Source organism: Neptunomonas antarctica (assembly GCF_001305295.1).
In the GTDB taxonomy this organism is placed as follows: Bacteria; Pseudomonadota; Gammaproteobacteria; order Pseudomonadales; family Balneatricaceae; genus Neptunomonas; species Neptunomonas antarctica.
The window spans coordinates 21,597-41,887 of sequence record NZ_LJSI01000037.1; the positions used below are offsets into that span (position 1 = coordinate 21,597).

General features: G+C 46.8%; 18 protein-coding genes. 4 read left to right on the forward strand and 14 right to left on the reverse strand.

What is annotated here, in order from left to right; translation table 11 throughout:
- Nucleotides 1–8: 8 nt before the first annotated feature.
- The 7 genes from hflX to Nant_RS09360 form a co-directional block, all read right to left on the reverse strand.
- Nucleotides 9–1,307, reverse strand: coding sequence for a ribosome rescue GTPase HflX (hflX, locus tag Nant_RS09330; protein WP_054341380.1), 1,299 nt, complete (start codon nucleotides 1,305–1,307; stop codon nucleotides 9–11).
- Nucleotides 1,308–1,312: 5 nt separating this feature from the next.
- A complete protein-coding gene (gene hfq, locus Nant_RS09335) occupies nucleotides 1,313–1,558 on the reverse strand; it encodes an RNA chaperone Hfq (protein WP_054341381.1) in 246 nt (81 codons plus the stop codon).
- Nucleotides 1,559–1,664: 106 nt separating this feature from the next.
- A complete protein-coding gene (miaA, locus tag Nant_RS09340) occupies nucleotides 1,665–2,606 on the reverse strand; it encodes a tRNA (adenosine(37)-N6)-dimethylallyltransferase MiaA (RefSeq protein WP_054341382.1) in 942 nt (313 codons plus the stop codon).
- Nucleotides 2,607–4,442 carry a DNA mismatch repair endonuclease MutL gene (gene mutL, locus Nant_RS09345; protein ID WP_054341383.1) on the reverse strand — a complete coding sequence of 612 codons (1,836 nt, stop codon included), beginning with the start codon at nucleotides 4,440–4,442 and terminating at the stop codon, nucleotides 2,607–2,609.
- Between the two features lie 92 nt (nucleotides 4,443–4,534).
- Nucleotides 4,535–5,881 (reverse strand): N-acetylmuramoyl-L-alanine amidase, encoded by a 1,347-nt coding sequence (locus Nant_RS09350; RefSeq protein ID WP_082400163.1) that lies wholly within the window; start codon nucleotides 5,879–5,881, stop codon nucleotides 4,535–4,537.
- A 30-nt stretch (nucleotides 5,882–5,911) separates the two neighbouring features.
- A complete protein-coding gene (gene tsaE, locus Nant_RS09355; RefSeq protein ID WP_054341384.1) occupies nucleotides 5,912–6,391 on the reverse strand; it encodes a tRNA (adenosine(37)-N6)-threonylcarbamoyltransferase complex ATPase subunit type 1 TsaE in 480 nt (159 codons plus the stop codon).
- Nucleotides 6,392–6,396: 5 nt separating this feature from the next.
- Entirely contained in the window at nucleotides 6,397–7,902 is a 1,506-nt protein-coding gene (locus tag Nant_RS09360; protein WP_054341385.1) for a bifunctional ADP-dependent NAD(P)H-hydrate dehydratase/NAD(P)H-hydrate epimerase, read from the reverse strand.
- A 77-nt stretch (nucleotides 7,903–7,979) separates the two neighbouring features.
- On the opposite strand from Nant_RS09360, the gene queG reads away from it, so the two are divergent.
- Nucleotides 7,980–9,125: a tRNA epoxyqueuosine(34) reductase QueG gene (gene queG, locus Nant_RS09365; protein WP_238377106.1), complete on the forward strand. Its 1,146-nt coding sequence runs from the start codon at nucleotides 7,980–7,982 to the stop codon at nucleotides 9,123–9,125.
- 60 nt (nucleotides 9,126–9,185) lie between these two features.
- Here queG and Nant_RS09370 read toward each other — a convergent pair whose 3' ends face one another.
- The 4 genes from Nant_RS09370 to Nant_RS09385 all read right to left on the reverse strand — a co-directional run bounded on the left by Nant_RS09370 (nucleotide 9,186) and on the right by Nant_RS09385 (nucleotide 13,917).
- Nucleotides 9,186–11,027, reverse strand: a complete 1,842-nt coding sequence (locus Nant_RS09370; protein ID WP_054341386.1) for a nitric oxide reductase activation protein NorD — start codon at nucleotides 11,025–11,027, stop codon at nucleotides 9,186–9,188.
- 105 nt (nucleotides 11,028–11,132) lie between these two features.
- Entirely contained in the window at nucleotides 11,133–11,945 is an 813-nt protein-coding gene (locus Nant_RS09375) for a CbbQ/NirQ/NorQ/GpvN family protein (RefSeq protein WP_054341387.1), read from the reverse strand.
- A gap of 80 nt (nucleotides 11,946–12,025) precedes the next feature.
- Nucleotides 12,026–13,465, reverse strand: coding sequence for a cbb3-type cytochrome c oxidase subunit I (locus Nant_RS09380; RefSeq protein ID WP_054341388.1), 1,440 nt, complete (start codon nucleotides 13,463–13,465; stop codon nucleotides 12,026–12,028).
- 17 nt (nucleotides 13,466–13,482) lie between these two features.
- Complete coding sequence (locus Nant_RS09385; RefSeq protein ID WP_054341389.1) at nucleotides 13,483–13,917, reverse strand: c-type cytochrome; 435 nt, start codon at nucleotides 13,915–13,917, stop codon at nucleotides 13,483–13,485.
- 341 nt (nucleotides 13,918–14,258) lie between these two features.
- Here Nant_RS09385 and Nant_RS09390 point away from each other — a divergent pair, with 341 nt between their 5' ends.
- The gene (locus Nant_RS09390; protein ID WP_054341390.1) at nucleotides 14,259–16,025 is read left to right on the forward strand and encodes a sensor domain-containing diguanylate cyclase; all 1,767 of its coding nucleotides are present in this window, start codon (nucleotides 14,259–14,261) and stop codon (nucleotides 16,023–16,025) included.
- Here the strand turns inward: Nant_RS09390 and Nant_RS09395 are convergent.
- Genes Nant_RS09395 through orn form a run of 3 tightly spaced genes read right to left on the reverse strand, consistent with a single transcriptional unit; the run spans nucleotide 16,011 to nucleotide 17,421 of the window.
- Nucleotides 16,011–16,250, reverse strand: a complete 240-nt coding sequence (locus Nant_RS09395; RefSeq protein ID WP_054341391.1) for a cytochrome C oxidase subunit IV family protein — start codon at nucleotides 16,248–16,250, stop codon at nucleotides 16,011–16,013. The two genes, Nant_RS09390 and Nant_RS09395, sit on opposite strands and share 15 nt — an antisense overlap.
- A complete protein-coding gene (locus Nant_RS09400; RefSeq protein WP_202904986.1) occupies nucleotides 16,250–16,831 on the reverse strand; it encodes a cytochrome c oxidase subunit 3 in 582 nt (193 codons plus the stop codon). The genes Nant_RS09395 and Nant_RS09400 overlap by 1 nt, the downstream gene beginning before the upstream one ends.
- 47 nt (nucleotides 16,832–16,878) lie before the next feature.
- On the reverse strand, nucleotides 16,879–17,421 hold the full coding sequence (gene orn, locus Nant_RS09405; RefSeq protein ID WP_054341392.1) for an oligoribonuclease: 543 nt from the start codon (nucleotides 17,419–17,421) through the stop codon (nucleotides 16,879–16,881).
- Between the two features lie 105 nt (nucleotides 17,422–17,526).
- Between orn and rsgA the strand changes: the two genes are divergently transcribed.
- Both rsgA and Nant_RS09415 read left to right on the forward strand, forming a co-directional pair.
- Nucleotides 17,527–18,552 carry a small ribosomal subunit biogenesis GTPase RsgA gene (gene rsgA, locus Nant_RS09410; RefSeq protein ID WP_054341393.1) on the forward strand — a complete coding sequence of 342 codons (1,026 nt, stop codon included), beginning with the start codon at nucleotides 17,527–17,529 and terminating at the stop codon, nucleotides 18,550–18,552.
- 65 nt (nucleotides 18,553–18,617) lie between these two features.
- Complete coding sequence (locus tag Nant_RS09415; RefSeq protein ID WP_054341394.1) at nucleotides 18,618–20,276, forward strand: HDOD domain-containing protein; 1,659 nt, start codon at nucleotides 18,618–18,620, stop codon at nucleotides 20,274–20,276.
- The last annotated feature ends 15 nt before the right edge of the window (nucleotides 20,277–20,291 follow it).

Genomic DNA, 20,291 nt, shown 5'->3' on the forward strand with positions numbered 1-20,291 from the left:
GAAAGCCTCTAATAGACCTCTTCCACACGATATTGTTCAGTTGCCATACCCAGTCTGCTTAACGTTTGCAGTAAATCTTTACGCTGCATACGCACTTCCAACTGCATATCTCCATGCTCATCGATACTTTCATTCAATACCGCGTTCTGAGCATAAAGATGCGCTCGTAACTGCCCGTCCTTCGGTTTCAAATGAATTGTATCGTGAAAAACATCATCAGACAGCCGCTCATTTACCGCCGCCAATAACAAATCGACACCTTCTTCGGACACCGCTGATAACCAGATACGTACTGGCTCGCCGTCGCTATTACGATCAATTCTCGCTTTCTGCCCCGGCATCAAATCTATTTTATTATAGACTTGCAACAACGGCACTTTATCAGCACCAATCTCTTTCAGTACGCGTTCAACTTCTTCGATATGCCCCTGTCGCTCATCATCACAGGCATCAATAACATGCAATAACAGTGTGGCCTCCGTCGTTTCCAACAAAGTGGCTCGAAAAGACTGCACCAACTTATGTGGTAAATGACGAATAAATCCAACCGTATCAGCTAATATCGCCGGGCCCACGTCATCTAGCTCAATCTTACGCAAAGTAGGATCAAGCGTGGCAAATAATTGGTTTGCCACGAACACATCAGCATCTGTCATTTTATTAAATAATGAGGATTTACCGGCATTAGTGTAGCCAACCAATGCGATGGTGGGTACTGCAGCACGCTGCCTTGAACGCCTGCCCTGCTCTCGCTGCATCTGAACTTTTGCCAAACGAGCAAGAATAGTTTTAACCCGCGCTCTTAACAAGCGTCGATCACTCTCAAGCTGAGTTTCACCAGGACCACGTAGACCTATGCCGCCTTTCTGACGCTCCAGATGTGTCCAACCACGGATCAAACGCGTGGAAGAATGCTCTAATTGCGCCAGTTCAACCTGCAACTTACCTTCATGAGTCCGCGCGCGCTGTGCAAAGATATCCAATATCAGACCCGTGCGATCCAGCACCCGACATTGAATAACACGTTCAATGTTTCTTTCCTGAGCCGGCGTCAAAGAATGATTGAAAATAACCAGTTCAGCTTCATGCAGCTGAATAAGCTGCCTTAATTCTTCAAGTTTCCCAGTACCTATAAAAAATTTGGCGGTAGGCTTATGACGGCTTCCCGTTAATATTTCAACAGGGTCAGCTCCGGCAGATAAAGCGAGCTCTTCGAGCTCGCGCGGGGATTCCTGGATAGCCTTCGCCGACATATCCATATGGACGAGAATAGCTTTTTCACCAGACTCTGGACGTTCAAAAAACAATCCGTTTATACCTCTTCAGGTTGTACTTCATCAGGCTGCGGTAGCTTAACCGGGCGTGACGGTACAACGGTAGAAATCGCGTGTTTATAAACCATCTGGCTTACAGTGTTTTTCAGCAGAATGACAAACTGATCAAAAGACTCAATTTGGCCTTGCAGCTTAATACCGTTTACCAAAAAAATCGAAACGGGAACACGTTCTTTACGTAGAACGTTTAGATAAGGGTCTTGTAAAGACTGCCCTTTTGACATTGGAAACTCCTTCCTGATGAATATCTCATTATTATGTTAGACCATTAATTCTTTAAGAAATTATGACCATATTTGTGCACAGCACCAAAACTGTATAACTATCGCATTATATAATGGCTGAATCTAACAATTTCAAGCTGTGTTTAAGAATATCTTTATCTTCGCTCATCAGCCAGTGTAAATTTTCCCAACTTCGCAGCCAGGTTACCTGCCTTTTTGCGAGCTGCCGGGTTGCTATAATGCCTTTATCAATCATTGTCGGATAATCCCAATCACCGTCAAGATAAGACCACACCTGACGATAGCCGACACATCTCACAGAAGGCATCTGCGGATTGAGATCCCCTCTTTCATAAAGATGGCGAACCTCATCAACCAATCCTTCATCCAACATCATACGATAGCGCAACGCAATACGCTCATGCAACGTTCTACGCTCGGCAGGCATAATCGCCAGATTAACGACATTATAAGGCAAACTCTGGTTTTTCTGCTCAGCCCACAAATCTGTTAATGTGCGCCCAGTGAGTTGATGGACCTCTAGCGCGCGTTGCAAGCGCTGCGAGTCATTCGGCGCCAAGCGCTGTGCCGACGCTGGATCCACCTCTGCCAAGCGAGCATGCAACGCTGGCCATCCTTCCTTTTCCGCCCATTCAAACAACTGCTGCCGCACCTCAGCATTCGCCTCAGGCAAATTAGCCAACCCCTTAACTAAGGCGTTGTAATACATCATAGTACCGCCGACCAGCAATGGAATACGCCCGGCGGCGGTAATCGCGGCCATCTCTTTTAACGCGTCATGCCTGAACTGTGCCGCTGAATAACTCTCAGAGGGATCCATAATATTGACTAGTCGGTGCGGATATTTAGCCAGCGTATCCACATCAGGTTTAGCCGTACCAATATCCATACCTTTATAAATCAACGCCGAGTCCACACTGATAATATCGCAAGGCAACACTTCGGTAAGGCGCAACGCCAAATCCGTTTTTCCTGCAGCCGTAGGGCCCATCAAAAAAATAGCAGGCGGCATATGAGTCTGCGCCATTTATTGGCCTCTCATAAATAATTTATCCAATTCAGCCATACTCAGCTGCGTCCACGTTGGTCGACCATGATTGCATTGTCCACTGCGTTCTGTCGCTTCCATATCCCGCAACAGCCCATTCATTTCAGGTAGCGTCAATTGACGATTCGCTCTGACCGCGCCATGACAAGCCATGGTCCCCAGTAACTCGTTCATATGCTCCTCCAAACGACGACTACTGCCAAACATCAGCATATCGGATAACACATCACGTAACAGCTGCTCAACATTGGCTTTAGCTAACGTGACCGGGATCTGACGAATAACAATAGTTTCCTCACCCATGCGGGCCAGCTCAAATCCCAATTTTTTAAATACCGCATCAAATTCCTCTGCGGCATCAGCCTCCCGAACGCTTAACGCCACACTAACGGGCACCAACAACGGCTGACTGCGCACACCCTCAGCCTGGCACGCTAATTTAAGTCGTTCATAGACAATACGTTCATGGGCAGCATGCATATCTACCAACACCAACCCTTCTCGATTCTGCGCCAATATATAAACACCATGCAACTGTGCCACAGCATAGCCCAACGGAAGAATCTCACCGGTCTCTTCAGCTACCGCTATCCCTTGAGAGGCAATACCACGCCCGGCAAAACCGCCAGACGATGCGGACGGAAAAGACCTGTTCTGGTGTAGCTGCCCATAAGAAGCTATCTGCTCAGTAACTCCTGTGGCTTCACGCGCCTGATGCAACGGCATATATTGCTGATCAAATCGCTGCTCCGCTGGCTCCGCAACCGAAGTTAATTCTTGTAAAGCAGGCACACTGGAGGCGTCCGGACGCACATCACCAATCACCCGATGTATTGAACGAAAGATAAAATCATGGACCAAACGCCCTTCCCGGAACCGCACTTCATGTTTAGTAGGGTGCACATTTACATCCACCAGCGCGGGGTCAAGTTCAAGGTAAAGCACATACGCCGGATGTCGACCATGAAACAGCACATCCGCATAGGCCTGACGCACCGCATGCGTCACTAGCTTGTCGCGGATCATGCGTCCATTAACAAAAAAATACTGAAGATCTGCCTGACTTCGGGAAAACGTAGGCAAACCAATCCAGCCCTTCAGCGTTAAACCAGACGCTTCTGCATTCATATCGACACGTAAGGACTGCTCGACAAAAGCAGGCCCACACACGGCCGCAACACGTCGTTCCTGGTCGGCCTGCAACATCGCTGGCTTTAATTGATGAATGATACGGCTGTTATGTTTCAGCTGAAAAGCCACATCAAAACGGCTCAACGCCAGTCTTTTAACGACTTCGTCAAGATGCTTAAACTCGGTATTCTCCGTTTTGAGGAACTTACGGCGCGCTGGTGTATTGAAAAAAAGATCACGCATCTCAACGGTGGTACCCTGCGGGTGCGCTGCCGGAGAGAGCGCAGCTTCCATATCCCGTCCTTCTGTCTGCACCTGCCAGGCATGCTCACTGGCTATACGTCGAGACGTGAGTGTTAAACGTGACACCGAACTAATACTCGCCAACGCTTCCCCCCTAAAACCAAGACTCGCGACCGCTTCCAGATCTTCAAGCGCATAGATTTTTGAGGTCGCATGACGGCTCAATGCGAGTGGCAAATCATCTTTCTCGATGCCATCTCCGTCGTCTCTGATACGAATAAGCTTAATACCCGCTTGTTCAATATCTACCTCAAGGCGCGTAGCACCGGCATCCAGACTATTTTCCAATAATTCCTTAACCACTGAAGCAGGACGTTCAACCACCTCGCCTGCAGCAATCTGGTTAGCAAGGCGTGGCGACAAAAGATGTATTTGTGACATGAGGACTCTTTCTAATAATGCTTTTTGCTGATTCTTTTTAATAAGTCTTTTGTAAAGCGGCGTTGAAACTGTTTACAAAAATCGCTGGAGGATTAACTGGTGGGAATACGCAAAACCTGACCAATACGAATGGTATCACCCTTGATATCATTTGTTTTGCGCAATACCTGTAAAGCGACGCCATGCCGTGACGCAATAACAGAAAGAGTATCACCACTCACCACCTGATATTCACGCTGACCTGCTTGTTTGTATCCGCCATTTTTTTCGTAAGCAACGAAAGTATACGCTGGCGGTTTATTCCAGAAGTGGGATTTAATACCTTCAGAAATAGCCCGTGCCATTTTTTGCTGATAAGCCACTGTTTTAAGCTGTCTCGCTTCATGAGGATTAGAAATAAAGCCGGTTTCCACCAGAATAGACGGCATATCGGGTGATTTCAACACAATAAAACCCGCACTTTCCACCCTAGATTTATGCATTTTGGCGAACTTTCCTACATTACTATGTATTTTACTAGCAATTTGCAGACTATCAGAACGGCTCGCCGTCATTGACATATCAAGTAGCACGCCCGCTAAAATATCGTCTTTATCTTCAAGACTGACACTTCCTACACCACCAATCCAATCAGCACTGTTTTCTTTTTGTGCCAGCCAGCGACCCACTTCACTGGTTGCACCACGGTTTGAGAGCACCCAAACAGAAGCGCCTCTTGCGCGTGAATCTTTAAACGCATCGGCATGAATCGAGATAAATAAATCGGCGCTTTTCTTTCTCGCTGCTTTGGTTCTGCCTCTGAGACTGATGTAATAATCACCCGAGCGCACCAACTCTGCCGTAAAACCTTTTTCTTTATCGATGAGGCGCTTCACTTCTTTTGCAATTTCAAGAACAACATCTTTCTCTCGCACACGCCCTACACCAATAGCACCGGGATCTTCACCACCGTGACCGGCATCAATCGCAATAACAATATTACGTAACTTGTCACCCTTCGGATCAGGAATGGCGGTTTTCACCACCGTCTCTTTTTCGACATTAAAGAGATCCAGCACCAAACGATGTCCGTATTGAGCATTGGGTTTTAAATCAAAACTCCGCGGCCGAATGCCTTGATTTAAATCCAGCACAACCCGTAAATCACTGCCCTTAACACTGGTGCGAATTTTATCAACAGGGCTGCCTTTTAAATCCAGCTTAGATAATCGGGTTCTTAGTGTCGTATCATTAATATCCAACACCAATCGATCAGGATTATTCAAGGAGAATATTTTATGTGAGACAGGACCTGTCAGATCAAAAACAAGGCGAGTATTGTCCGGCGCCAGCCACATACGGACATTATTAATATCAGCAGCCGAGACAGAGCCCGCAGCAAATAACATGCCGGCAAGCAAAAGAATGCGCCCTGTAAATTTTATTGTATAAGAAATCATATCAGGCCAGTCGGATACCTTTTATATTCATTAAATAGCGGCTGAAATAAGCTGTTGATATAAGATATCGGCCGCTTGATGCCCTTTTTGAGTATTCGCGCCCCAGCGAATAGAACGTCCCTCTCCCTGCACGTCCAAATACACGTCCATATCAGCACCCGGCAATAGCCCTTCACCTTTATCTGGCCATTCAACCAAACACAAAGAATCTTCCGTGAAATAATCACGGATACCCAAAAATTCCAGTTCCTCGGGGTCTATTAAACGATACAGATCAAAATGATAAATCGTACCTGAATCCAGCTCATAAGGCTCTACCAGTGTATAGGTCGGGCTTTTAACCGTTCCCTGATGGCCCGCTGCACGAATAACTCCACGGCTTAACGTCGTTTTACCCGTACCGAGATCGCCGACAAGATACACCACACCCTGATGCTGCATCGCAGATAACAGCGCCGCTCCAAATAATTCCATAGCGGTTTCATCTTTTGCAAAATAATGTTGTTGCATTGAACTTACACTTTTCCATTTAAAATCAATCTAACATAAGAGATAAGGTCTGTCGCTTTTAAGCCTCGCTCACCTGTATTGGCCGCACAAAGATCTGCCGCAAAAGAATGAGCATATACACCAATGCGTGCAGCATCAACCGGACTCAACTTCTGCGCAAGCAAAGCACCTATCAGCCCAGAGAGCACATCACCCATACCGCCAGAAGCCATACCCGGATTACCCGCACTGCATAAATGCATCACATCACCATCAGTGATTAATGTACCCGGCCCTTTTAACACAACCGTACCACCCGATGCTGCCTGTAATGCTCTGGCACTGCTGATTCGATCCTGTTGTAGCATCGTAATATCGACCTCCAACAACCGCGCGGCTTCACCCGGATGAGGCGTCAAAATCCAGTCTTTACGTGACAAGTGCTGAAAACGGCCTTTTTTCAATAAAATATTAAGCCCATCAGCATCCACAACCGTGGGCAGATCAGCGTTCCAGATGCCCTGTAATAATTGATCCGCCCAGGCATTCTGCCCTAAGCCTGGACCAAACACGATCACATCAGCTTGTGCAATCAAGGACAACAAATCACTTCCGTACTCAACACCGCGCACCATCACTTCCGGGCATCGGCATAGCGATGCCGTGATATGCTCAGAGCGCGTTGCCAGTGTTACTTTTCCGGCACCACAGAACAGCGCTGCTTCTGCTGCCATAATGGCGGCACCACCCATGCCATGATCGCCACCAATCACCAGCAAATGGCCGAACGATCCTTTATGGGAGGCCCTGGAACGTGCAGGCAAACACTCCAAAACATCATCAGCACCGACACGAAAAGCACTGATGGAAACCTGTTCATAAACTGATTCAGGAATATGCAGAGCATCAAACACCAGTTCTCCCACGTGTTCCACGGCCTGATGCATAAATAACCCCTGCTTCAAACCGATAAAGGTAACAGTCACATCAGACTTAACCGCGACCCCTAAAACTTTTCCGGTATCAGAACAAAGCCCTGACGGTATATCGATGGCAATAACCGGACGGACTCGTCGGTTTATTGCTCTAATAGCTTGCTGAAACACGCCCCGCACATCACCTGTTAAACCTGTTCCTAACAAGGCATCAACAATCACATCACCCACCAGCGGCTCATCTGCGTTAAATGATTGAAATCTGACACCCTCGCTGCTGGCCCATAACCACGCTTCCCTTGCTTCACCCCGTAACTGAGCAGCAAAGTCATCTGCTCCCACATACAAGGCTTGCACTGCATAGCCTTTTTGACGCGCAAGTGCCGCTACTACAAAGCCATCACCGCCATTATTACCACCGCCACATAACACGCTGAGCGTTTTTATATCTGGCCAGCGTTTCTGTATTTCGACGAACACCGCCCGCCCTGCCCGCTTCATCAAAGTAAAACCGGGAATGCCCGCGTCTTTAATCGCTGCTTTATCCAGTAAACGAATTTGCTCAGCTGTGTATAATGTGCCGGGTAGCTCTTTCATAACCTTATGCTTCCAAACGCTACGTTATTTATTTAATTATATAACAGAAGCACAAGCTTAACAGGCAAGTATTGATCGTGACTGATTCTGACGTATCGACCCAGCACCTGACTTCACCTCAGCCCTCACCCCAACTCTCACCAGAGAAGCTGGCAGAACTGGCAAAACAGATCCATATATGGGCATCCGAATATGGTTTCCAACAATGCGGCATCGTTGACCCCGATCTGAAAGAAGATGCTGCACGCTTGCAAGCCTGGCTGGAAAAGCAGTATCACGGAGAGATGAACTACCTTGCCGCTAATGCAGACAAACGCCGTGACCCTTACTCACTGGTCCCCGGCAGCTGCCGCATTATCAGCGTACGGATGGACTACACACCACCGGCTTTTTCATCGTTAAAAATACTGAACTCCCCCGAAAAAGCCTATATTGCGCGTTATACGTTAGGGCGTGATTATCACAAAATGATGCGTAAACGTCTGACACAGCTAGGAAAGCGCATAGAGGAAGCCGCAGGCGAAATGGGCTACCGCGCCTTTGTCGACAGCGCTCCTGTCATGGAGCGACCGATTGCACAGCAGGCCGGTTTAGGCTGGACAGGCAAACACACCCTTATTCTGAACCGACATGCAGGCTCCTGGTTCTTCCTCGGCGAACTATTTATTGATCTGCCATTACCGACAGATCTGCCAGAGAAAAAAACACACTGCGGCTCCTGTACTGCCTGCCTGGACATCTGTCCCACCAATGCTTTTACCGGCCCTTATGAACTGGACGCCACACGCTGTATCTCCTACCTCACTATTGAGAAAAAAGGCAGTATTCCCGAAGAGCTTCGATCGCTCATGGGTAACCGGATTTTTGGATGCGATGACTGCCAACTGGTCTGCCCCTGGAATCGTTTTGCAAAGCATACGGCAGAGACAGACTTTCACCCACGCCATCAACTTGATGATATTTCGTTAGTCGATCTTTTTAATTGGGATGAAGCCACATTTTTGAAACGTACCGAGGGCTCTGCTATTCGCCGTACAGGCTATGAAGGCTGGTTGCGCAACATAGCGATAGCTTTGGGAAACAGTGGTGGCGGTAACGATATCATTACAACCTTAGAAGCCAAGCGCCCTATCTGTTCTGAAATGGTAATTGAACACATCGATTGGGCTATCAACCAGCTTAAAGCAGGCCAGACACGGCTTTCGCCTATACAATTTAAATAGCCTGGTTACCTAAGCACTTAACCTCGGCTCTCAAGCGAAATGTTTAATCTGGATACTGAGTTAAGCTGTTATACGAGCATACAGCTGTGGCAACTTTACAGGTAATTCGGCGGCGCGTCGGATCAAGGTGTAATGACCCCGCCCGAATAAATACGGCAGATAGTCTTCAGCTTCTTCATCAATAGTAATACAGAACGGAATCAGGCCCGCTTTACGCGCTTCAATAATGGCCATGCGCGTATCTTCAATCCCGTAGCGCCCTTCATAATAATCCAGGTCATTAGGTTTACCATCGGTCAGAATCAGCAGGAGTTTTTGCTTTTGTGGTTGCAGGTTAAGTAACTCGGTGGAACGCCTAATGGCGGCACCCATACGGGTATAATAACCGGGCTTGATTGCTTCAATCTGCTGCCTGACCTGACGATTATAGGGCTGATTAAAACTTTTTAGCAGATGAAAACGCACATGATTGCGATAGCGGGAAGAGAAACCACAAATTGAAAATTGATCGCCGGTTTGCTGTAACGCTTCACTGAACAGATACAGGCTATCACGGATAATATCGATAACCCTTGCCTGGTCACCGACCCAGGCGTCAGTGGATAAAGACAGATCGGCCAGTAACAAACAGGCCAGATCTCTCTCTTTTCTCTCCAGTGCCGCATACAAACGCGGCTCTTCTACTTGCTGTCCTGCTGCACGCTGCCCGCGAAATCTAATATAGGCTTCCAGATCCAGCTCACTACCCTCCTCCTTATGCTTAACCCAGCTAGACTGCGGCCGAAGCGCCAGAAACTGGCGCCGCAAACGACGTGCGGCAGGGCGAAGCCTCTCGGGAAGCTCACCTGAATCCGTTACGGCGGCTTTAATCGTCAGCAGGCTACAATGATCTTTGACTAGCAGCTGTTTTCTAAAATCCCATTCCGGCAGCAAATGTCCGACACTCAGAATCACCTCTTCCTCTTCAGCAGAGGGTAAATCCAGGTCAAACCTGACGCGTTTTGCGGTCGTATTGTTATCGCGCGTGATGGTAAGTTCATCCATCTCATTGGCATTATTTTCGGCGTCTTGCAGATCCTCATCTTCATCCTCAGCACGATCCAGATTTGCCATCTCCGCCACACTGAATAAACTGGTTTCGTGACGTAAGGTTAATAAGCCGCCTTTGTTATTTTCTGCTTTTTTACGTTTTGCTTTACGCTTTTTTTGTTGCTCCGAGACCTTAGGCTCACTCTGAGATGAGGGCGTTTGATGACTGGCAGACTGGCACACCTCACTCGCAACAGCACTCTGCGGCGGCATCGGATGTAACCACAACAGCACAGGAAGGGGATCGCGATGGCACTCACTTAACTGCTCGATAGAACCCGGAGCACATAAAGCATTCTTAATATCACGCTCTTGAGCACTTTCCTGAGCATTCAATTTATCTGAATCCGGACGAAAGGTAATCGCGGCAGTGACTAAACGATGATAGCGATCTACCAGCCCCGGATAGCGCTGTAAGATATACAGTACTTGCTGCTGACTACGCGCAATCCAATTCAGATCCTCATAGGCGGGCGCGGTCGCCATCGCCGCCAACCAATAGTAAAGTTCGCGGTTTAACCCCGCATCAGGAAATAAATTAATACGCTCGGGCAGATGCAATGTTTCGGCACTGCGCCACGCCAGTGAAATGCGTTTTCCACTACCCGCCATACGCTGCAACCAATGCCGCCGCAATGATGACTCCGTCTGAACCGAAGCACGAATACTAAGCCCACCGTCACCACCCAGCGTACGAAAAAAGACAGACAGAGGCTTGCGCACACTTTCCAGCGTGACAGCTTCATGCTCCCAGGCAGGATCAGCCATGCGGCTAATCAACCGGTCCCAGTATTTACCTACCTGCTCTTCCATCGGTCGACCTCAATTGATGACGTTTACTCAGTGCTTTTATACAGATGCTTTTGTATCAGAACTCTTATTCAGTGCTATCAGGCAATACAGCCGTTTGACAATTTGTTAAAAATTAGCTTTAACCACTTCCATCAACGCCGTAATCGTATCTTCATCATCTGTTAACGACTCGACCAAACCCGCCCGACACGCTTCTACAGGATCAAAGCCCGCTTTCATCAGGGTGGCTGTATACACCAGAAGACGAGTACTGGCCCCCTCTTCCAAATCCATATCTTTTAGACCCCGTAACCCAATTGCCAAATGAATCAGGCGTTGCGCATTAGCAGAATCCAAACCGGTTTCCGCTTCTATCACACGTTTTTCTTCTTCTGGTTTTAAATATGTAAAGCTCATTGAAATAAAACGCTGACGCGTACTCGGCTTAAGACCTTTCATTAGGTTCTGATAACCAGGATTGTATGAAACCACCAGCATAAAATTCTTCGGCGCATGTAAAAGTTCATTGGTTCGATCAATCGGTAAAATTCTTCGATCATCAGTCAGAGGGTGAATCACTACCGTCGTATCTTTACGCGCTTCAACGACTTCATCCAGATAACAGATCCCGCCTTCTCTGACCGCTCGCGTTAACGGGCCATCATGCCACTGGGTCATTCCATCACCAATCAGGTAACGTCCCACTAAATCAGAAGCGGTCAAATCATCATGACAAGAAACCGTATGCAACGGTAACCCTAGTTTCTGGGCCATATGGCTGATAAATCGTGTTTTACCACACCCTGTTGGCCCTTTAATTAATACCGGCAATTGATTTTCATAGGCGTGTTTAAACAGTGCTACTTCATTATGCTGGGGAAGGTAAAAAGGCGCAGCACTGGCAGAGAGATCCAGCTTAACTGAGTTGGAAGCGTGCATAAAAGCTCCGATTTTTTTTCAGAATAAGTTAATAAAAGAAAGACGCTCCGGCTCGCCAGAGACAGAGCGCCACGCGAGCGTTACGCTATAGCAGTTTCTTTGCTATATTCTTTTGTGCTTGATTTCACTAACACTTTTGCGGAATCACGAGCGGCTTCTGCATCCGTTCCAATAAAGAAACTCCACAGATAAACACATAAACCACCGAGGAAGAACACCCCGGCTACTTCACGCATCCAGAAGAAAATTGCCATTTTATCCTGCACTATCATAAAGGGCAGCGGCGTATCCGTGTAGCGCTGCAGCCATACCTGAACTACACCGGCAGCCGTCAAGAACAAGGTGATAAACACCATGGATACCGTCATCAACCAGAAGCCCCACATTTCAGTAACCTGAGAACGATTACTGTTAGCTATACGGCCACGCATCAGCGGCATTGCATAAGAGATAATACACATCACAACCATCGCATAAGCGCCGTAGAACGCCATATGACCATGTGCTGCCGTCAATTGGGTACCATGAGTATAGTAATTAACAGGTGCTAATGTGTGCAAAAACCCCCATACACCCGCGCCCAGAAAGGCCATGACACCCGTACCCATTGCCCATAGAACCGCGGCTTTATTAGGATGATCACGGCGACGCTTATTGACCATATTGAAAGCAAACAGGGTCATCATAAAGAACGGTATAGGTTCCATAGCAGAGAACACAGAACCCAGCCACTGCCAGTATTCAGGTGCCCCAATCCAGAAGTAGTGATGACCTGTACCGAGAATACCGGTAATCAGTGCCATAGCAACGATCATATACAACCATTTTTCAATCACTTCGCGGTCAACACCGGTCACTTTAATCAATACGAATGCCAGCAAAGAACCCAGAATCAGCTCCCAAACACCTTCTACCCACAGGTGTACAACCCACCACCAGTAGAACTTGTCACGTACCAGATTTTCCGGATTGTAGAAAGAAAACAGAAACATCACAGCCAGACCAATCAGGCCGATCATCAGAATGCTGCTGATCACCGTTTTACGACCGCGCAGTACTGTCATGCCCACGTTAAAGACAAAGCCCAGCGCTACAATCACGATACCAACTTTAGTAATCAGTGGTTGCTCAAGAAACTCTCTTCCCATGGTGGGCAACAGATCATTACCCGTCATCTCCGCCAAACGTGCATAAGGCACCAGCAGATAGCCAAGAACCGTCAATACACCGGCAGCCAAAAAGACCCAGAAGAGTACGATGGCTAATTTAGGACTAAAAAGTTCGGTTTCAGACTCTTCAGGAATCATGAAATAGGCGGCGCCCATAAAGCCAAACAACAACCAAATTATAAGCAAGTTGGTATGTACCATACGTGCAACGTTGAACGGAATCGCCGGAAACAGGAAGTCTCCGATAACGTACTGCAAACCCATAATTAAACCAAACAGGATCTGGCCGGCAAAGAGCCCTAGTGCCGCGATAAAATACAGGCGCGCAATTTTTTGAGATTCATATTTCATAGTGATGTTCCTTTGCCTCAACCCTGAATGTTAGGTGGCCAGTTACTGGTATCTATTTCTGAAGTCCATTTCAGGAATTCAGCCACCGCTTCCAGCTCTTCATCTGAAAGATTGAACTGCGGCATACTGCGGCGTCCTTTAATGCCATCCACTGGACGGTATTTAATAAACGCCATAATAGCTGCTTTGCTGTTGCCAAAACGCTTATAAACATTACCCAGTTCCGGCGCAAAATAAGCACCTTCACCGAGTAAAGTGTGGCAACCGATACAGTTATTTTCTTCCCAGACTTTCTTGCCATGAACAACCTGTTCGGTGATATTTTCGCGGTGATCCCGTTCGGGAAGCACCTTTTCGGTATGATACGTCAGGCCAAGAAATACCAGAATGAAGAACAAACTCCCTCCATAGAAAATATTTCTTGCCATCGCTTTGGTGAAGGTTTCATTCATAAAAAGCTCCGTAACCCAGCCAAGGGACCAGATAGCACAGTTAAAATTCAGGTGCGGCTATTATGAAAAGTTGTGTGCGGGAAAAACTTGATGGATATCAATAAAGATAAAAAATATATTAAAAATACATCTTATTGAGAAATCTGTTGCTGGCAATAATACAACCAGGAGAAACAGGTCTTGAACAACATAAGAATGTAAAGCAAGCAGGAATCACATATTTTAAAAAATCCACACTTAAAAATGACTTAAGTACGACTTAATAGATCGAAGAAAACTATATATACCAATACATAAACTATAATCTGGAGGAAGTAGGATCTGATCATAGGGATGGATAGATGACAGTTAAAAAAGGACAGGAACGCAGGCCAATAAATCCGGTGCACATCATCGTGCTGTCTTTGGTTATACTCCTGACAGCTACCTTACTGTCGATGATGGCTGTTATTGACTATGGCGTCGATCAAGTTAATGATGAGGCGCGCTCTAGCTCTGAAGTCTTCACAGAATCCGTTGTTAGAGATAAGCTCAATCAACTGGAAACCACCGCAGCAGATTATGCGTTCTGGGATGAAACCATCAAACACGCTTACCACTCTCAGGACAGAGAGTGGATTGATGCAAATCTGGGACAATATTTAACTGGCGCATTCGGCATTAACGATCTCATTATCCTCGGCAGCCAAAACAATCCCGTGCTGTCGATCAATGATGGATTTATTGTTGATCCTCTATTTTACAGTAAGCTTGCTGACGACCTGAAATACTTATCTGCCAAAGCACGTGAATCTGCACCCGTATCTGCAGGGGTATCATCTATATCACTCATCAATGGAACACCCGTGCTGCTGAGTGCAGCCATTCTTGCTTCCGAAAGCGGCATCTTGCTACCCTCCCCTGCGCCGGTTTTAATCATAGGGACACGGCTCAATCATGACTACCTGCTAGCACTAGCAAAACTACTCCATGTCAATTCACTGTTGTTTAATACAAACAGCCGCCATTCCCTGAATAACGCCCTGTCGTTTATAAAATTAAAAGATATTAACAACAACATACTAGGCGAACTTTCCTGGGAAGCGGCGAAACCCGGTGATCAGGTTCTGATGAAAATAAAGACCCCTGTGCTTTTTCTATTGATAGGCTGCGGCATCACACTGCTGCTGATTATACGAGCGAGTCGTACGATTACAAAGCGGCTAACCGATGCTAAAGAGCGCGTTTATTTACTCTCGTCAGCCATTGATCAGAGCAAAAGTATCGTACTTATCTTTAATAATACAGGCGAGCTGAAATACGCCAATTCACAGGCACTGCATTTTTTCAGCGCATCTCTTGATGGAAAAAATATAACGGATATTTTTCCAACAACCCTTAATGAAAAATTCCACTATATATTGAATACTCATATAAAAAACACCGGCCGCTGGAGCGGTGAGTTCGAATTTAAAGCAACAGACAAGCATAGCGTCTGGATGCATGCCAGTCTTTCACCAGTGATAGAGAAAGACTCACCTGTCCACACTATCTGCGTACTTGAAGACATTTCAACGATGAAAAATGCATTTGATAAGATGACCCATCTGGCAACACACGATGTGTTGACAGATCTCATTAATCGACGCTTATTTAATGAATTTCTACAGCAAGCTATCTACTCATCAAAAAGAGATAATGAGTCCTCTGCGCTACTTTATATCGACTTAGATGGCTTCAAAAAAGTGAATGATAGCCTGGGGCATATTACGGGAGATGAGTTATTAGTCGAAGTGGCTGCCCGCTTGCACGACAGCACCCGAGAAGCAGATATTGTGGCACGTATCGGAGGCGATGAGTTCGCGATTCTGTTAAAAAACCTGAGTCACCGGACCGATATCAATATCATATTGCAGAAAATCCTCACCTCTTTAGGAAAGCCTATGATGCTTTCCAACAATGAAGTAAACATTACTGCCAGTATTGGTGTCGCTATGATTCCAACCGATGGTATCGATATAGACACATTAATGTGCAACGCAGATCTGGCTCTCTATGAATCCAAATCAATCGGCAAAGCCACATTTCAGTTCTATGCTGATATAGCTAACTTGTCAAAGCAACAATAAGGCAATCAGCAACACAACAATAGGCGAATAAAGTAGCAAAGCACGTTGTACCAAATGCTTCACACCCGCCAACTCCATAAAACCGAGTACGATCAACAATCCCTTTACTGCTGATATAGCCAACACCAGCATGATAATTTCCGGGCTTGGCTGTACTTCCCCTAACATAAACATCGTTAGCGTCAGAATAATTAACACGAGCCAAATCGTGAAAGGATGTTTCATTAATGAATCACATAAATCAGTGGAAAAAGAATCACCCAAACAAGGTCAACCATATGCCAGTAGCAAACGCCACTTTCCAAGCCGCTCATTGATTCTGGTTGGTAGGCTCCACGCCATAAACGTACCGACATAAAGGTCAAAATCACCATACCTAAAACAACATGTAGCAGATGAAAACCCGTCAGTAAAAAATACCCTGTATAAAAATGATTGGTATCGAGATCATAACCTGCCCGTACTAATTGCTGGTATTCCCAGAGTTTTACAACAATATAGATAGCGCCCACCGGAATGCTCAGCAACAACCAGCCAGTGCCTGCTGATAGGCGATGCCGAACCGCATACACAGCCTGAGCGGCCAAGGCGCTTGAACTCAGCAATGCCAGCGTGTTAATTAAACCAGCCAGAGGATGCAGTGTTTGCTGCCCTGCCAGAAAAACATTCGGATGACTGCTGCGCAGATAACTGAACAGCAGAAACAGCAGCGCGAAGACCGACAGCTCTGCGATGATGAAAATCCACATCGCAAGGTCGCCAGGCATTATTGAGCGTTGCTTAGCCGGCAATAATGGATCTTCCACTAAAATGACACCTGGAGATTCTATTACAGTGGAAGACTCTGACATTATTAGTCTTTGAAAAAAGTAGCGCGATAATGCTGGAGTTCCGCGATGGAATCACGAATATCATCCATAGCCAAGTGCGAGCCTTTCTTAGTAAAGCTGGTTAAGAGTTCAGGCTTCCAGCGACGTGCTAATTCTTTTATCGTACTGACGTCCAGATTACGATAGTGAAAATAACCTTCCAACTCTGGCATATAGCGGTATAAAAAACGTCTGTCCTGGCCAATACTATTACCACAAATCGGCGAGGCACCCTTATCCACATGATCAGCAATAAAGGCGATGGTTTGCTGCTCGGCTTCACGCTCCATTACCATGCTTTCATGTACCCGCTGCGTCAAACCGGATTGACCATGCTGGCGTACACACCACTCATTCATACTTTCCATGACGGCATCAGGTTGATGAATAACCAGAGAAGGACCTTCGGCCAGAATGTTCAGATTTGCATCCGTGACAATCGTAGCAATTTCGATAATATAATCATTATCAGGGTCAAGACCGGTCATTTCCAGGTCGATCCAGATGAGATTATCTTTACGTGACATATATATTCCTCTTAACTGACGAGATAGCACTATAATGGCCAACAATTCAGAATACCTTACCACGAAGCACGATATTCCGGTGAGATGATCAGGTAGTTATTTTTAATGTCAAAACGTAAAGTTAATCGCCGTCAGGCATGGCGTATAGAAAAAGTTCAGCAGGAACGTGCCGACCGCGCATCGCGCAAAGACACCAAAGTAGAGCAACAGTTAGAAGGTGGCGATCTGGGCCAGGAAGAACAAGGCCTGATCATTTCTCACTTTGGAAAACAGGTTGACGTTGAGGCAATGGATGGAAAAAAAGCGGGCCAGATATTCCGCTGCCATCTGCGTACTCACTTAGGCCAATTGGTCACCGGAGACCGGGTTGTCTGGCGTGCGGGGGTCGAGCATGGTGTCGTGGTCGCAGCTCTTCCGCGTACCAGTGAGCTAATCCGCCCGACCAACCATGGCGAACTCAAACCGGTGGCCGCCAATATTGATAGGCTCATCATCACTTTTGCCGTTGAACCAACCCCTTTTGCCAACCTGATCGATCGCTATCTGGTGGCCGCCGAGCTCAGTGAGATAGAACCGGTTTTATTACTGAATAAATCCGATTTAATCACTGATGACAACCGCGAAGAAATGGATGAACTATTAAATCGATACCGAAAAATCGGCTATCGGGTTTTAATGGCGTCAACGACGGAAGAACAAGGCCTTGACCCACTTTTAGCCGAACTGGATGGAAAAATCAGTGTATTCGTTGGCCAATCAGGTGTCGGCAAGTCATCTTTAATTAATGTATTGCTGCCAGGTGTCGACATAAAGGTAGGCGAGCTTTCTGAGCAATCGCGTAAAGGTAAGCATACGACTACGACCGCACGCTTGTTCCATTTCCCTAAAGGTGGAGACTTAATCGACTCACCGGGTATCCGGGAATTCGCATTATGGCATATTAAACCTGAAAAACTGCTGGATGGTTTTGTCGAGTTCAGGCCTTTTATCGGTCACTGCAAATTCAGAGACTGTAAACATGATAAGGAACCTGGTTGCGCTATACTGGGTGCTATTGAGAGCGGCAAAGTCAGTGCAAGCCGCATGGATAGTTACCAACGCATTTTAGGATCTCTGCTGGAGCAGGGATAATAACCAACGCATTTTAGGATTTCTGCTGGAGCAGAGATAAATAGCAGTAGATAAAGAGAGCAGTAATGACAGAACCAACGCACATCCAGGAAACCGAAGAAGAGATCAGTATCCTTTATGGTGCGCAGGCGTGGATTGATTTTCTGCAAGACAAACCGTTTCCGGTACGTGCCAGCAGCCTGAAGCGCTTAAAAACGTTACTCAGCAAAGACTCCACCATGATCAGCCATCTGACCACGCTGGTAAGATCGGACCCTATATTGTGCCTGCATGTTGTCAGGGCCGCTGAAACAAAACATGCGGCCAAGGGTTCCCACGTCACCAGCGTTGAGCATGCAGTATCATCACTGGGGATCGACTCGCTGGTACACTTATCCCAGACCTTGCAGCCGATAAAGCTCAAATCCTCCAGTGTGCAGCAAAAACAATACCTGCGCATGCTCGCCAATAGTCATCATGCCGCTATTCAGGCGCGTACCTGGCAACAGATGAAGCGCCTGCCTTTTGTAGAGGAAGTATTTATTGCTTCTCTATTTTACAGCATCGGTTTGTGGGCTTTGTGGCTGAATGCACCTTTACATATGCATCAGGTGCGTATCAAAATTTGGGAAGAAGAGATTGACCCAACGCTGGCAGAGCACGATATTCTTGGCTGCACAATGCAACAAATTTCGATGGGACTCTCTGAGAAATGGGGGTTTTCGCCATTAACGATACAAGCTCAGGATCCTGATACGTCACCCTCGAAAGGAATGCTTACTAAATTGCATCAACGCGCTTTAGGTGACCCACGCTTGAACGAACAAGAGATACGTGATCTCAATCACCTGACACAAGAGCGCCACTTCCCTATCAAACTCGCCAACTGGCTATCACTCATTGTCAGTCGCGGCTGGCGTACTACCCGTAATATCAAAACAACCGATATTATCGGTGATTACCTGGGTCTTGAAACCGATCAAACACTGGCACTCCTACATAAGCTATGTGCGGATGCTTCCCGAGAGTATCACGCACCCGGCACACTGGCGCCTGCCGCCGAAATGCTGATGATAGCGTCGTCTTACCCTAGCAACTATAAGCTGGGTGACCGCGAACTTGCAGTACTAACGCGCACCTATCCGATACCCGAGAAACCTAAACCGAAGTCGAAAAAGCTTCCGAAAAAGCTCATCCCCCAAGCAACGACTCTCACCCACATGCCTGAAATATTCCGTGAGCAGATGATCTATACTCAGGTGGCCGAACGCTTACTAAAAGACTATCACCTATACACCAAGCACTCTCATATTATACAGGGACTCATGCAAGGGCTGGGCAAAGGACTAGGTCTGCAGCGCATTGTATTAAATCTGGTGAACAGCAAAAGCCACAAAATGAAAGCGGCGCAGGTGGTGGGCATGGAAAAAGATCACCCCTTCGCTAGTTACGAAATTGACTTGCAGATTCCCAGCATTTTCAAAAAACTGTGCGATAAACCAGCATGTCTTTGGATAACCGCCGCAAACCGGCAACAATATACCAAGCTAATGCCCGACGCTTACAGTGAACAACTGCCTAAACACGACTGCCTATTAATGTCACTGTTTCGTGATAGCGGAGCTATCGCTATTATTTATGCTGACGCAGGTGAAAACGGGCTTCCGCTGACGGCTTTTCATCACAAGCGCTTTCGCTATCTCTGTTCAGCAGCCACATTAGCGCTAAAGCGAATGGGAAATTAAACTTTTCAGATTGAG